At 39.8% G+C, this 16,026-nt stretch carries 10 protein-coding genes and 1 pseudogene; all 11 read right to left on the reverse strand.

The genetic code is table 11. The features are described from left to right. Positions 1 to 3: 3 nt before the first annotated feature. The gene (gene glmM / locus JW794_06550; protein MBN2017766.1) at positions 4 to 1,350 is read right to left on the reverse strand and encodes a phosphoglucosamine mutase; all 1,347 of its coding nucleotides are present in this window, start codon (positions 1,348 to 1,350) and stop codon (positions 4 to 6) included. Then, positions 1,338 to 1,782: pseudogene (gene tsaE / locus JW794_06555) on the reverse strand (tRNA (adenosine(37)-N6)-threonylcarbamoyltransferase complex ATPase subunit type 1 TsaE). Before tsaE ends, glmM begins: the two are co-directional and overlap by 13 nt. A 15-nt stretch (positions 1,783 to 1,797) precedes the next feature. Beyond that, positions 1,798 to 3,354 (reverse strand): response regulator, encoded by a 1,557-nt coding sequence (locus tag JW794_06560; GenBank protein MBN2017767.1) that lies wholly within the window; start codon positions 3,352 to 3,354, stop codon positions 1,798 to 1,800. A 53-nt stretch (positions 3,355 to 3,407) separates the two neighbouring features. After that, a complete protein-coding gene (gene tgt / locus JW794_06565) occupies positions 3,408 to 4,532 on the reverse strand; it encodes a tRNA guanosine(34) transglycosylase Tgt (protein MBN2017768.1) in 1,125 nt (374 codons plus the stop codon). Further along, a complete protein-coding gene (gene rseP, locus JW794_06570; protein ID MBN2017769.1) occupies positions 4,533 to 5,885 on the reverse strand; it encodes an RIP metalloprotease RseP in 1,353 nt (450 codons plus the stop codon). A gap of 9 nt (positions 5,886 to 5,894) precedes the next feature. After that, positions 5,895 to 7,154, reverse strand: a complete 1,260-nt coding sequence (locus JW794_06575; GenBank protein ID MBN2017770.1) for an ABC transporter permease — start codon at positions 7,152 to 7,154, stop codon at positions 5,895 to 5,897. Further along, the gene (topA, locus tag JW794_06580) at positions 7,151 to 9,346 is read right to left on the reverse strand and encodes a type I DNA topoisomerase (GenBank protein MBN2017771.1); all 2,196 of its coding nucleotides are present in this window, start codon (positions 9,344 to 9,346) and stop codon (positions 7,151 to 7,153) included. The genes JW794_06575 and topA overlap by 4 nt, the downstream gene beginning before the upstream one ends. Positions 9,347 to 9,360: 14 nt before the next feature. Then, positions 9,361 to 12,552 (reverse strand): preprotein translocase subunit SecA, encoded by a 3,192-nt coding sequence (secA, locus tag JW794_06585; protein ID MBN2017772.1) that lies wholly within the window; start codon positions 12,550 to 12,552, stop codon positions 9,361 to 9,363. 87 nt (positions 12,553 to 12,639) lie between these two features. Continuing rightward, positions 12,640 to 15,345 (reverse strand): DUF2723 domain-containing protein, encoded by a 2,706-nt coding sequence (locus JW794_06590; GenBank protein ID MBN2017773.1) that lies wholly within the window; start codon positions 15,343 to 15,345, stop codon positions 12,640 to 12,642. Continuing rightward, a complete protein-coding gene (locus tag JW794_06595; protein ID MBN2017774.1) occupies positions 15,266 to 15,448 on the reverse strand; it encodes a 4Fe-4S binding protein in 183 nt (60 codons plus the stop codon). The genes JW794_06590 and JW794_06595 overlap by 80 nt, the downstream gene beginning before the upstream one ends. A 6-nt stretch (positions 15,449 to 15,454) precedes the next feature. After that, entirely contained in the window at positions 15,455 to 16,018 is a 564-nt protein-coding gene (gene frr / locus JW794_06600; GenBank protein ID MBN2017775.1) for a ribosome recycling factor, read from the reverse strand. Between the last annotated feature and the right edge of the window lie 8 nt (positions 16,019 to 16,026).

Genomic DNA, 16,026 nt, shown 5'->3' on the forward strand with positions numbered 1-16,026 from the left:
TACCTACTCAAAATAGTTCTCGATAATATTGTCACACAGCTCTTTTGATCTTGTTTCTGAATCACTTTCAGCAATAACTCTCACGATCGGTTCTGTACCTGATTTCCTGATATGAATCCAATACTCGGGATCGATGATCTTTATACCATCCTGTTCGTCGAGTTTTTGCTTAAAATAATCTTTCTTGATACTTGCACTTATTTTATCAAAATCAATATGCGGCTGCAACTCGCATTTAGTTTTGTAGATATAATATCGTGGAATTTCTGCTGCCAGTTCGGATAATTTCTTTTTTGATGTTGCCATATACGAAAGGATGAGAGCCATTCCAAGTGGTGCATCACGTGTAAAATGGAGATCGGGTAGGATAACTCCTCCATTGCCTTCACCTCCAATAACACATTCATGTGCTTTCATGATTTCAGCAACATTTATTTCACCAACTGCTGATCGGAATATCTCAACTCCGTTTTCCTGTGCGATCTGGTCGGAAGCCATTGAGGAAGAGAGATTCGTAGCAATATTCCCTTTCTTTTGTGAAAGTACATATTTTTCTGCAAGAAGAAGGGTAAACTCCGTTCCCAATGCAATACCTTTATCTGAAACAAGCGAAAGCCGGTCTACATCCGGATCCGTGGCAAAACCAGCATCAGCATGATTCTGTTTAACCAGTTTTTCCAATTCCGAAAGATTTTTTGCCACCGGTTCTGCGACACGTGAAAAACGACCAGTTGGTTCTGAGAAAAGTTCAATTACATTACATCCAAGCGCTTGGAGTAAGCCGGGAGACATCACACCGCCTGCACCATTAGTTGAATCGATAACAACGGTGTAATGCGCCTTTCGTATTTCATCTGTCTCAATAATCGGTAAATCCAATATTGCTTTGATATGATCATCGATCGCATTTTCATAGGTGGAGAAGCTACCAATATGTTCCCAATCGAGATTCTTCAATGTAATCTCTTCTATATCCCAAAATTCTTTTGATTGTACTGGTGTTAAGAACGTGCCATCCTTATTGATGAGCTTGAGTGCATTCCATTCCGGAGGATTATGACTGGCAGTGATCGCAATGCCACCGTCAGCGTGAAGATTATCGACAGCGAGGAGAATTGTAGGTGTGGGGCAAATGCCAAGATCGATAACATCAGCACCAACTGACATCAAGCCTGCTGAGACTGCATTGAACAGCATTTTGCCGGTTGTTCTGGAATCACGTCCAACAACAATTTTTCCTCGTCCAGAAAACACACCGAATCGTTTTGCAAACAAGAGAACAAGTTCAGCATTCAGAGAATCGCCAACAATACCTCTAATTCCTGATACACTCTTCATCAACTGCGACATATACTTCCTCTATTCTGGAAATTTCTCTATTTTTATTTTTCTTTGAGTCCCATCTATAATGTCAATACTTATTTCAAAATATTCGGCAGGCAGAAGTTTGAGTGCTTTCTCCGGCCATTCAATAAAGAAAATGCCATCCTCCAGGAGCAAGTCAGAAAAACCGATCTTCTCAATTTCTTCTATGGATTTAAGTCGATAGAAATCGAAATGATAAAGCAAAATCGAACCTTCATAGATATTCAATATCGTGAATGTTGGACTTGAGACATATCCGTTAAAACCGAGTTCTTCAGCAATTTTTTTTACGAACAAGGTTTTACCGCTTCCGAGTTGACCTTTAAAGGCAACCACATCACCTGGTTTGAGCTGATGAGCTACATGACAGGCTATTTTTGCAGTTTCTTCTTCTGAATGGCTGATGTATTCATTCATATTGATGCAAAGACTTTACTTTTTAGGGGTTAGCACTGAGATCGGAAGGATCATTTCTTCCATTGAAACACCGCCATGCTGGTAAGTACCGTCGAATTTTCGTTTATATTCATTATAATCTGTGGGAAACACAAAATAATGATCACCCTTCGCAAAAATGAAGTTTTCTACAACGTTCTCAACAGGCAGTCCATAATTTTTTGGACTCGTTACTTTTATGGTGTGCCGTTCATTACAGGTAATATTTTTACCATGTTTTGCTCGTAATCCTGAAGAAATTTCCTTATCTGATATTACTTTTGTCGGATGCTCCACCTTGATAGAACCATGATCGGTTGTTAAGACAACCACAGCGTCCTGTTTTGAGATCAGTTTGAGTGTTTCATAGAACTGTGAATTGAGGAACCACAGTTTCGTTAACGATCTCAGGGCACGGTCATTAGGTATGATCTCCTGAAGTACTTCATCTTTAAATCTGTGATGAAGGAGAAGGTCTAGGAAATTATAAACAAGAATGACCAGACGCTCTTTCTTATAAGCAGGTATCTTCTTTGTAATATATTCGCCCTCTTCAGTATTCAGTACTTTAATATACTTACTTCCCTGGGGCATGGGAATATCCATTCTTTTCAGTTGCTCATCCATAAAGAAGTGTTCATCACGGTTCAGACTGCTTTCCACCTCTTTACTACTTCTCCAGAATTGCGGATATACCTGTGCAATTTTGCCAGGGAACATTCCGCTGAAGATCGCATTTCGAGAATATGGTGTAGAGGTTGGTAATATTGAGTAATAATAGTCAGTCTTTACATTGAAAAGCTCTTCAATAAAAGGTTTGAACACCATGAACTGGTCAAGGCGAAGGCAATCCAGTACAACGAAATAAACGACTTTCTTGGAGTAAAGTTTATCTGCAACGTACTTTTTCACTATATTGGGAGAAAGAACAGGTCTTTCAGATCCGGTAAGAAAATCTTCATAATGTGCTGTAATATAATTAGAGAACTCGGTATTACAATTCTTCTTTTCAAACGAGTGCATCTGCATAATGTCCTCATAATAGAGTTGATCCAATTTCAAATCCCATTCTGCAAGAGACCGGTATATGTCAATCCAGTCCTGCCAGTTCGGTTCAGTAAATAATTTCTGATTAAGTTTTGCAGAGAATTCTGCATATTCTTCACCAGTTCGATTCCTTCTGATCTCTTCTGACATCAATATTTTTTTGAGAGACATCAGCACCTGGTTAGGATTGATTGGTTTGATGATATAATCGGTTATTTGCTGAGCAATCGCTTTGTTCATCAAACCTTCTTCCTCGTTTTTTGTGACCATAACAACAGGCAGTGTTTCGTTAATCCTGTGAATTGCTTCGAGTGTTTCCAGTCCGTCGAGACCGGGCATCATTTCATCCAACAGCACAATATCAAAGTTTTGTTCTTCAGTAAGTGCGATCCCATCATTCCCATTTGATGCTGCCACAACCTCGAAATTCCTTTCTTCAAGAAAAAGAATATGCGGTTTCAGCATATGTATTTCATCATCTATCCATAGTATCTTTGCTGTTTTCATTATTCATTCCTTTCAAAATATATTTAAATACAGAGGTTTCAAATATTACTATATTAATTCTCTGAAAATGAATATCTTTCAATAAACTTTGCTTTATATTCAGAGAAACTTCCATTGTTTATTGCTTCTCTGATTTCTTTTATAAGGGTATTATAGAACGTTAAATTATGCAGTGTTGTTAATCTGACTCCTAGTATCTCATTCACATTGATGAGATGTCGAATATACGCTCGTGAGAAGTTTCTGCAAGCATAACAGGTACAATCATCCTGCAGTGGACGAAAATCATCCTTATATTTTCCATTTCTCACGGTTAGTCTTCCATCTCTGGTAAAAACCTGGCCATTGCGCGCATGCCGGGTTGGCATCACGCAGTCGAACATATCCACCCCTCGTTCAATATTTTCTAACAAATCAAGTGGAGTTCCAACTCCCATAAGGTAACGTGGTTTGTCTTTTGGCAGGATTTCATCCATCAAGTTAACAATTCGTAGCATATCCTCCTTTTTTTCACCGACAGCTAAACCACCTATGGCGTAGCCGGGAAAATTGATATCAATAAGTTTTTTTGCGTTCTCTTCACGCAAGTCATCAAAAATACTGCCCTGCACAATTCCGAACAATGATTGATTACCACCAAGCTGCTCATGTTTGACTTTAGAGCGTTGCGCCCAGCGAAGTGACATTTCTGCTGATTCCTTTGCATATTTTTTTGTGCATGGATGAGGTGCGCATTCATCGAGAACCATGATAATATCAGCTCCAAGGTTGTGTTCTATCTTCATCACTCGTTCAGGACTGAAGAGATGCGAACTGCCATCAATATGTGACTGGAACTGGATCCCTTCTTCGGTTATCTTCCTGAATTGCTGTAAGCTCATTACCTGGAATCCTCCGCTGTCTGTCAGGATATTTCGATCCCAATTCATAAAACCATGCAGATCTCCGGCTTTTCGAATAAGTTCATCTCCTGGTCTCAAGTACAAATGGTAAGTATTTCCAAGAATGATATCAAACCCAATTTGCTCTAACTCTTCAGGAGATGTCGCTTTAACAGTTCCCAACGTACCCACAGGCATAAAGACAGGGGTTTGCACATTTCCATGTGGTAGAGTTAATATGCCAGTTCGAGCAGAAGTTGCTGAATCTTTTGTGATAATTTTGAATGAAAGACTCATTTATTGTGGTTTTTCTATTGTTGTTGGACTATTCGTCCGCCTTAAAGAAAAATATCGCCCCACAAAACGCGAAATATCGTTGTAGAAAGCAAAAATCATGATAAAGAGTAAAACTACAACACCTATGCGTTGAAGGACCGCCTGCGTGCTTAATTTAAGCGGTTTGCCCTTAATGCCCTCGATAATGGAAAATATGACCATCCCGCCATCCAATACAGGAATTGGCAGCAGATTAACGATCATAAGAATGATGCTGACCATTGCAATGAATGAGAGGTAGGCACTCACACCCTCTTTTACCTGCTGACTCGTGAGCGATGCAATCATGATCGGACCGCCAACACTCTTTCCGACCTGCGAAGGGTGTTTAACAAGTTTGAACAATCCGCTGTAATATCTGCCAATGATATCTATCGTGGTTAAGAAACTGTATTTGAAGGATGTTAGAACCGAAAACCGTTCGATATATTCCTGATCTAATATCTGGGAAATACCTATCATTCCTGACCCTTCATCCAGTTCTATATTAATCTGCGGTGTAATATCCATCTCAAGATAATCTTCATCTCTTAGAATCACAAAATGAAGAGGTGTGTCAGCATTTTCTTTAATAATTTCCTGAAGATCATACCAGTCATTAATGTGCAGATCCTCGATCTGAAGAATTCTATCTCCTTCTTTAAGACCTGCCTGATATGCTGGTAATCCATAATACACATCACCGATAACTGCTGGAACATAGGGATTGATATCAGTGATCCATTTTTCATAAGAAAAATTTGCTATTGCGGTTGTCAGTGTGTCATTATCTCTTACAAAAACAATCTCTCGATTATCGGATGAATCTTTAGCCCATTCTTGTATGATTGATGTCCAACCTCTAACCTGGTTTCCATCGACGCTCAGTATCCTGTCTTCACTTTCAAGAGGTAGAAATTGATAGGTTTCTTCAGATATTCTTCCAATAACAGGTGCAAGATCATACGTTTTGATACCGATGATATAGGTAAGGGCGAGTATCAGAAATGCAAACAGGAAGTTCGCAAAAGGACCTCCAAAGGCAATGAGAGCTTTCTGCCACCAGTGTTTCTGTTTAAAACTTCGGTCATCGTGAAGTTCTTCTTCAGAAGCTTCATCCGGGTTCTCACCAAGCATTTTAACATATCCGCCCAAAGGAATGAGAGAAATTCTGTACTCCGTCTCCCCTATTGTCCACGAAACGAGTTTTGGACCAAAGCCAAATGAAAATTTCTCAACCTTCACTCTGTTTAGACGTGCTATAACGAAATGTCCGAGTTCATGCACGAAAACAAGGATGCCAATAAGAAAGATTATTGCTAAAATTGTGATCACAATAAGGTACTACTCCGTATAAAAAATTGCTTTGATCGGATCGATCTTCGAAGCTTTGTAAGCAGGATAGAAACCAGAAACAAATCCAACGATAACTGCAAAGGACAATCCAACAATGATACCCATAATCGGAAATGATACATCGACCTTTAATGCAGTGCTGAGTGCTCCAATAAGGAGCAGTGCGATTCCTGTACCTACAACACCGCCGAAGAGTGCAAGAATAATCGATTCAAATAGAAAATATGAAAAAATATCCCGATTCTTTGCACCGATACTTTTTCGGATGCCGATCTCTTTCATGCGTTCTGTAATCGAGATAAGCAAGATGCTGAACAGGCCGATCCCACCTGTAAAAAGTGAAATGCTTGAAATTGCCAGGAGTATGATATTCCAGTTTTTCAGGAACTCACCTACCTGTTGCCGCACCTCCAGCATAATGCTGCTGATATCCTGCATGCCAACATCATCAGCCATATTATGACGTGACCGTAGAACTTGTATGGCGGAATTATACACATCGCCGACGATCTCTGCATCGTTTGCTTTTATCCACAAAACATCAATATTCATCATTGGACGCAGGTATTTCGAAGCAAATTTTGTTGGGATATAGCATGATTCCAATGCAAGACGTCTCTCCCATTCATTACCTTGTGCAAAACTACTCTCGCTTGCTTTGTAGTCAATTACACCAATAATTTTAAGACGGATATCACCAATCGAAATAAACTGTCCGATCGGATCACCTTTCGGGAAAAGCTTTGTGCTGAGGGTTTTGCCGAGAATACACACATTTTCGCCATTATTTGATTCAACAACATTAAATTCTCTTCCTTCAGAGATGAAATAACTTTTCTCATCAAAGAACGTGTTGTGTACACCTTTAAGGCGTATCTGGCTTTGCTTTCCGTTAATGATAGAATTTCGCTGGTCATCGACAGTTGGATAAATATACTCAATATTATTTAAGTTCTCTTTGAGAGCTTCATAATCAGCATAATTTATTTGCTGGAATCGCTTTACAGTGTTGTATCTTTTTAACTGGTCATTACTTGTATCAGGATATTTCGAATAGAGAACAATGACATTGTCATAACCAAGTGAGCTGATAGTTTCTTCGATCAGGTTTTTCATTGCTTCTACTGATGAAAACATCGTGGTGACAGCAGCCACACCGATCATTATTCCTGCAAGGGTAAGGAATGAGCGCAATTTGTGCGTAAGAATACTTTTTATCCCCGAAACAAAGACCTCAGTATACTTCATGATACGATCTCTTTCCCGCACTTTTCACAGACAAGGGTTTTCACTTTTTTCCGGGATGGTTTCACAAACATCGACTCAGCGCTACAGTCAGGACATTTGACTGCAACCGGTTTCTTATTAGTGAGAAATTTACAGGTCGGGTAGTTCGAACAGGTAAAAAATTTCTTTCCCTGCTTCCCTTTTCTTTCGATGATTTCTCCTCCACATTGAGGACACTTCACGCCAATCGTAAAGGGCTTTGTATATTTACAGGTCGGGTAGTTTTCACAAGCATAGAACTTACCGAACCTTCCATTTTTCAGCAGAATTTTTCCACCGCACTTGGGGCAGATCTCTCCTGTTTCTTCTTCAACAACCTTGTCTTTCTCATCGAGAGATTTCACATTCTTACATTTCGGAAAAGCCGAACACGCAAGAAACTTTCCATATTTCCCATATTTAATGACCATCGGTGAGCCGCATTTGTCACAAAGGATATCCGTCTTCTGCTCGTGTTTTTTCTTTTCATGTGCCACATCGATTTTATCTAAATGATCAATGAAATTATTGTAATAAGAACCAAGTATTTCAACCCAGTTTAGATCACCATTTTCAATATCATCAAGCTTGTTTTCCATTTCAGCAGTGAATTTTACATTAAAAAAATCTTCGAATTTATCGATGAGGAATTTTTCAACTGTTTCTCCCAGTTCTGTTGGGAAAAACTTCTTTTTTTGGAGTGTCACATATTTTCTTTGAAGAATTGTTGAGATGATCGGGGCATACGTACTTGGTCGACCGATCCCTTCCTGCTCGAGTTTTCTCACAAGTGAAGCTTCTGTATATCGTGCCGGAGGTTGTGTAAAATGCTGCTCTTTTCTGAGTTTTATTAATTCAACTTCATCATTAAGTGAAAGTTCCGGGAATGCATCTTTCAAATTTTTGATCGGTACATGAGGATATACTTTCAGGAAACCATCGAATAAAATCTTAGCTGCCGAGGATTCGAAAATCCCTTTTTCAGCTTTGATCTGAGCTGTCACATTTTCAAGTTTTACCTTTTCAAGCTGGGTCGCAACGAACCGTTTCCAGATGAGATTATACAATTTATACTGATCCCTGGAAAGGAAATCTTTGATCGAATCGGGCGAGGTAAAAGAATTAGTCGGTCTGATCGCTTCATGTGCATCCTGCGCTTTATTCTTATTTTTGTACACCCTTGTATGTGATGCCAAATACTCCTCTGGAAAACTATCTTTGATATATTTTCGAACTTGATAATTTGCTTTGTCTGAAATACGCACTGAATCTGTTCTCATATAAGAAATGAGACCAGTGTTCTTACCATGTATTGTTACACCTTCATACAATTCCTGTGCGATCTTCATTGTTTTCTTGGTTGAAAATCCCAGCAGTTTAGAGGCTTCCTGCTGAAGTGTACTCGTTATAAAAGGGGGAAAAGGCGCAATGGATTTTTGCTCTTTCTTCACATCCTGAACGATATAAGCTGCGTTTTCCAGTTTGTTGAAAACCTCTTCAGCTTCTTCCTGCGAACTAAGTTTAATGACTTTGTTTGCATACTTTTTCAATATTGCACTGAAAGGAAGATCCTTTTTCAGATCAGCTTCAATAGACCAATACTCCTGGGGAACAAAATCTCTTATCTCATTCTCACGTTCGCAAATCAATCTGAGTGCAACTGTCTGCACCCTGCCTGCTGAAAGATTCTTTGTGATGACCTTCCACAGAAGCGGACTCACTTTATAACCAACGATCCTGTCGAGAATTCTGCGTGCCTGCTGTGCATCTACCTTGTTCTCATCAACATGGGTTGGCTTTTCAATAGCTTCGATTATTGCATCACGGGTGATTTCATTAAACACGATCCGGTAAATGTCTTGTTCCGGAATGATCCTTTTTAAAATCTCCTTAAGATGCCATGCAATCGCTTCTCCTTCGCGGTCATTATCAGATGCAAGGTAGATATTTTCGCTCTCTTTCGCAGCTTTTTTAATGTTATTTACGACTTTTGATTTTTTAGGATCAAGCACATAGGTCGGTTTAAAATCATCTTTCAGATTGATGCCGAACTCCTTTTGAGGAAGATCACGGATGTGTCCCATTGAAGCGAGAATATTGAAATCTTTTCCAAGATACTGGCTGATCGTTTTGGACTTAGTTGGTGATTCTACAATGAGTAAATTCTTTGCCATAAGGTTCCTTCCTATTATCCTTTCCGTCCACAGCAATGCTTATATTTTTTACCACTCCCACACGGGCACGGATCATTTCTGCCGACCTTTTCCGCATCTCTGCGCATAGGCTGAAGCTTTGGTTCTTCAGGTTGTTGCTGTTCTTTTTGTTCATTCATCTGCATCTGGTGTAATCTTTCACGCTGGTCTTCTGCACGAGATGCAACATGGTCGAATGCATTTCTTTCTTTATGCGATAACTGCATATTTTTTATCCGCTCCTGTACCTGATAATACAGCGCAGGATAGAGCGTATAAACATTCTTTATCACTTTCTCTTTGATCGTATCGATCAGATTGAGAAAAAGGTCATAGCTCTCTCTCTTATATTCGATAAGCGGATCTTTCTGGCCATAAGCGCGCAGACTGATGCCTTCTTTTAGACGATCCATTTCATAGAGATGATCTTTCCACTGTTCATCCACTACTTTAAGCAATGCGTAGCGTTCTAGCTTCCGCTGCTCATCTTCAAAATTTTTCTCTTTGGAAGCATAGGCTTTTTGTAGTTGCTCATATAACTCATCAACAAGATCTTCCTGGTTCCTGATCGAACCGATCTCGAACGAAATATTGAGCTTAAGACCAAATTCATTTTCGAACCATTCCACAATATCTTCGAGTGGCCAATTTTCTTCATATTCAGTTGAACCAATAAATGAGGAAACTTTTGTATTTATCGTATCATAAAGCATTTCCAGAATCTCATCTCTAAGATCGAGACCTCTTAAAACTTTACGCCTGTATGAATAGATAACCTCTCTTTGCTGGTTCATGACATCATCATATTTGATGAGTTGTTTACGTATTTCGAAGTTATGACCTTCAACTTTTTTCTGAGCATTTTCGACTGCTCTTGTCATCCACGGATGCTTGATTGCATCACCTTCTTCTAATCCCATATGTGACATGAGACCAGCAATTTTGTCTGATCCGAAAATCCTCATGAGATCATCTTCGAGTGAAAGGTAAAATCGCGAAGAACCCGGATCGCCCTGACGTCCGCTTCTACCGCGAAGCTGCCTGTCGATACGTCTACTTTCATGACGTTCCGTGCCAATAATATGCAAGCCACACGGCATATCTGCGCTGCAATCGTGATCCGGTGTTGGTTTATTTTTTCCTGCATCTTCGCAGCCTGATTCGCATGCAATGACACATGTATCGCAACGTACGATTTCTTCTCCAAGTTTAATATCTGTTCCCCTACCTGCCATGTTTGTGGCTATTGTTACAGAGCCAGGCATACCTGCGTATGCAACGATCTCTGCTTCCTTTTCATGATACTTCGCATTCAAAACTTCATGAGGGACATTTTTTCTTTTCAGCAACCTGCTGATGATCTCAGAGACCTCGACAGAAACGGTTCCCACAAGCACCGGTCTTCGCTGCTTATACAACTCTTCGATCTCTTCTGTTATCGCCTCATACTTCTCTTTTTTTGTTCTATAGATCAGGTCATCATAATCACGTCTGCGGATCGGTTCATTTGTAGGAATTTCTATAACTGGAAGTTTATATATTTCTTCAAACTCGACCTGTTCGGTTATTGCAGTACCTGTCATACCAGCGAGTTTTGTATACATGCGGAAATAATTCTGAAGTGTAATGGTAGCAAGCGTCTGCGTTGCTTCCTGGATCTGTACATTCTCTTTTGCTTCCAATGCCTGATGGAGTCCTTCGCTGAAGCGTCTGCCGGGCATGAGCCTGCCGGTGAATTGGTCAACAATGATCACTCGATTATCAGAAACAATATATTCAACATCCTTTTCAAAAAGTGAATATGCAAGAAGCATTTGCTTGATGTTATGCAGTTTTTCGTTCTTTTCGAGGAACTCCTCCTGGAGTTTTTTCTTTTTGATCTGTTTATCTTCGAGATTGAGTGACTCATCATCGTTTATCTTCTCGATCTCTTCATCGAGATCAGGCATGACAAAGAGTGAACTGTCGTATTTCGAAAGCTCATCCTGCCCCATTTCATTGAGATCAGCGCTTCGCTGTCCCTCATCGATAACATAATAGAGAAGCTCATCGATCTTATGAAGTTGTTTCTCACGCAAATACTGCCCCTCGACCTCATTCATGATCTTTTGATACTGCCCCTCTTTCAACAATTTTAAAAAACGCTTTGCTTTTGGTGCTGCGCGCTTGACGGTAAGCAACTTCTTACCGAATTCAAAATCATTTTCCAGTGCAGTTCCGTTTTCGATCATTGTATTAATTTCGGAAAGAAGTTCGTTCACAAGGCGTTGCTGTTTTGTCTCGAGTTTCCTGATCTGTGGATTGAGTTCCCGATAGTAATTCTTGGAATGTTCGACTGTTCCGGAAATAATGAGCGGTGTTCGTGCTTCATCGATGAGAACACTATCCGCTTCGTCCACAATGCAGTAATGATGCCCCCGTTGTACGAGCCCTTCAGGACTCACTGCCATGTTATCTCTCAAATAATCAAAGCCGAATTCATTATTTGTGCCATATGTGATATCCGCTTCATACTGTTCTCTTCTAACAGAGGGTTCCTGATCACCAATAATACAGCCAACTGTCAAACCATGGAATGTATAGATCTGTCCCATCCATTCGGAGTCACGCTGGGCAAGGTAATCATTCACAGTAATAAGATGAGAACCCTTTCCTACAAGAGCATTCAGATACAAAGGCATAGTCGCAACAAGTGTTTTTCCCTCACCTGTTTTCATTTCTGTTACCATTCCTTTATGCAGCGCAATAGCACCAATGAGTTGGACATCGTACGGGATCATATTCCACTTGGTTTCACGTCCACGAACAGACCAGGATGTGCCCCCTAGACGGCGGCAGGTCTCTTTGATCACTGCATATGCTTCGGGGAGAATTTCGTCGAGTACCTTTGCAGTCTCATTATCGAGATCTTTTTGTGCATCATCGATCTGAAAACCGATCTTGTCCTTTTCATTATCATCAGAGGTTTCATCGTAACTTCTTTCGAGTTCTTCGAGGAGCTGCTGTTTTGCTGCGATTCGATCTTGAATTTTCTCTTTGAATTCGACGGTTTTATGCTTTAATTCATCCTCAGATAAAGACGAAAGTTCGGGAAAGATACGATTGATCTCATCGACAACGGGCTGGATTTTCTTAACTTCCCGCTCGAACTGCGTACCGAAAACTTTTGTTAAAACTTTTTTAAACATACTTTTCTCTTATAAGTGAAAACCCAGTAATTTTCAACTGGGTTTTACGTCAATATTTATAACAATTATTTCTCTAAACGATCCTATCTATTTCTTGTTAATATCTTCAAGCTGAGCTTTGAACTGCTGAAAAGATTTCTTCTCTGGATATTGCTTGATGAGTTCGTCTAGATAATCGATTGCTCTATCTATATAATCTGTATTACTACGGATAATATTCACATATCGATTGAGGAAATAGTGCTGGTCAGTGTTATCGATAATGAAGTTCTCAAGTGCATCGAGTGCTTCAGGAATATCATTATTTTTCACGAGAAATTCTATTTGAAGATAAATGAGCTGAGGATCATTGGGAGTTTTCTCAAGTAGCGGATCAATGACTGCGATTGCGCTATCATACATACCGGCTTCATAATAGAGATTAGCCAAACTTGGTAAATATCGATCCTTTTCTTTTATGAACTTCATGCCCTTTTCCAGATATTTGATGGCATTTTCGTAATCGCCGTTCTGGTAAAAAGTTGTGGACATGCGCATGAAGTCAGCGCCATAGTTGTTAATAAGACGTTCCATGTTCTCGTCTTTGTACAAATTTTCATTGTAGATCGAACTGTAATCGAACACATTCTCAATATTATGATTCAGTCGAGGGGCATTGATCTGGTATTTCGCTTTGGTCGAAACCAGTCGATCTGCCATACCTTCACTCTGGAGGTAATCATCAAAATCAACGCGATCTGCAACAGTAACAGCAAAATATATCGGGCGTTTACCGTAATTATCTTTGATGATCTGCAATACCATCTGGTCTTTAACATAGAGCTGCTTATCTTTGGGGAACGTGATCTTGATATCACCAACACGGAAATTCGCTTCATTTGAGAGCTGGATCGGATGTAATGCATCAATCTGTTTGTCGGACAGGTTTATCTCGATCCCTTCGAAATCACGCAATTGTTTGATGTACCACGGGGTGTTTAAAAGACTGAGATTTGCTACAGAGATATCCTTACGAATACCGCCGAGATCCTTCTTTGCGAGATATGCTTCATTGAGTTGTCTTTGAGTTTTTGAAGGCAACTCTTTCTTATTTGTGAAAGAAAATCCCTTAATTTCCTTGAAGAGAAGCGTGTCTTCTTCGAGATAATATTCCTCTGCATTCGGATCATAGACTGCCTGTGCATACCAGAGTGGGAATGTGTCGTTATCACCATTTGTGAAGATGATAGCATTTTTATCCAAACCATTTAGGAAATTTGTGCCATATTCAAGAGAGAGGAGTTCCTGGCTTCTGTCTGTTTTATGATAATGAGAAGCAAGATTGATGATCGGCAGAGTTGCAAGAAGGCAAAGAACAATGATTGCAAGTATTTTTGATCTCCTTTTCAGGAATCGGACAATACCCATTACACCGATCCCCATCCAGAACGTCCACAGCATATATGCAGTGATGAAGAAGTATGGTCGATCTCGAACTTCTGCTGAGGAAAGGTTCATCACGAGGATCATTACAATACTTGCCATGATAAAGAGTGAGGCAAGATAAATAAACGATCTCTTGCTCTTTTTAAACTGGTAATAAAGACCGGTCAGTCCAAGAGCTATAACAATAAATTGGAAAATCGAATGTATGAATTGCTTGGAAACATGCAGGAAATTGCTGATCACACCGGCATCGAAGAACTGCCAGCTGAAATACCTGAGAAAATGGTAATCAAGCTGCATCAAGATCGGTGCTCGACGAATTGTAAAACTGGTCGGTCCATACTGTTTTCTGAACACGTAATCCATAAAGCGTTGAAGGGTTGATGGATCACCTTCATTTATAAAAGGATCAGCAGCAGCTCGTATGGGTAGAATCAGGTGTGTGCTCATGCCGATGATCATCATGATGAAAGCAAAGATCCAAACCTTTGGTTGTACATAATCCCTGAGATAGTACATCAGAACACCAATAACAAACACTGCAAAGATGTATTTCCCAAGACTTCCATGTCCAAAGCCTGTTCCGATCAGATAGAAAATATAGTAGAGTGCAAGTCCTACAAGTATAAAAATGAGGAGTTTTTTATAAAAAGCTTTATCAAATTTCACAAGTGGTAGAACAACGATCAGAAGTACTGCCGGAGCAATTTGCAATGTTGTTTGGTGAACGCCAAATCCGAGGAAGAAAATGTATATGATAAGAAGCAGAATATTTTGATGATCAAAATTCCTTTGCTTTTCAGTCCATATCAGCGTCAGCCAGATGATCAAAGCAATGAAGAACGACAGTCCTCCATAGACCTCTGCTTCGATTGCATTGATCCAGAATTCCTGCGAAAAAGCAATAAAAAGTGCTCCAAAGATTCCAGCAAGAAATGCATAGATCTGTTTTGTCTCCCATATCGCAACAAGTTTAACAATTGAGAGATACACAAATAGGACTGCAAAACTGCTGAAGAAAATCGAAAGCAGGCTGACAAGCTGTGCATGTGATAGTCCGATCGGAAGAAGAGTAAAGAATTTCCCGAGAACCAGATAGAAGGGATTTCCCGGAGGGTGTGGAACCCCAAGTATCGAACTACATGCAATATACTCACCACAATCCCAGAAGGAGAGTGATATAGGTTTCGTTATATAATAGATAATAAAAACAGACAGGAAAACTATCAAACCGATGATGGCATTCGTTCTCCTGTCGATAGTGCACTTATTTTCAAAGTCCATAGTTTTACTTTTTGTGATTGTTGTTTGCTTTGATTGCTTCGAGAGGACATTCTGCAACACAGAGTCCGCACTCGATACAATCATCGGTAATTATGTACTGAGTATCGTCTTCGACGATTGCGCCTTCCGGACATACTTCTACGCAGGATCCACATTTAATACAATCTGAAGTGATGATGTAACTCATAATTGATTAAATCTCCATGATTTCTTTTTCTTTATGTTCGACAGTTTCATCAATCTTCTTGATGAATTCATCGGTAATTTCCTGAACTTCATCAAGACCGTCTTTAGAATTATCCTCAGAAATGACACTGTCTTTTTCGAATTTCTTTATTTCGTCATTAGCATTTCTTCGAATGTTGCGAACTGAAATTTTCGCTTCTTCTCCGTGCTTTTTAACCAATTTAACAAGATCTTTTCTTCTGTCCTCAGTTAGCGGAGGGAAACTCAGGCGTATTACATTCCCGTCATTTTGCGGTGTGATACCCAAATCAGAAGCAAGTATTGCTTTTTCGATAACTGACAACATATTTTTTTCCCAGGGATTGATCATGATCAAACGGGCTTCGGGTATTGATATTGTGCCTACATGATTGAGAGGAGAGGATTGTCCATAGTAATCAACAGTGATGTCCTCAAGGAGAGAGATATTCGCTTTTCCGGTTCTGATCTTCAAAAGCTCCTTATGAAGCGCATCGATGGCTTTTTCCATCTTATTGCGCGTATCTTTGTAGATCGATTCTAATTCTTGCATTGTTCACT

This window comes from Candidatus Cloacimonadota bacterium (assembly GCA_016932035.1).
Lineage (GTDB): Bacteria > Cloacimonadota > Cloacimonadia > JGIOTU-2 > JGIOTU-2 > Celaenobacter.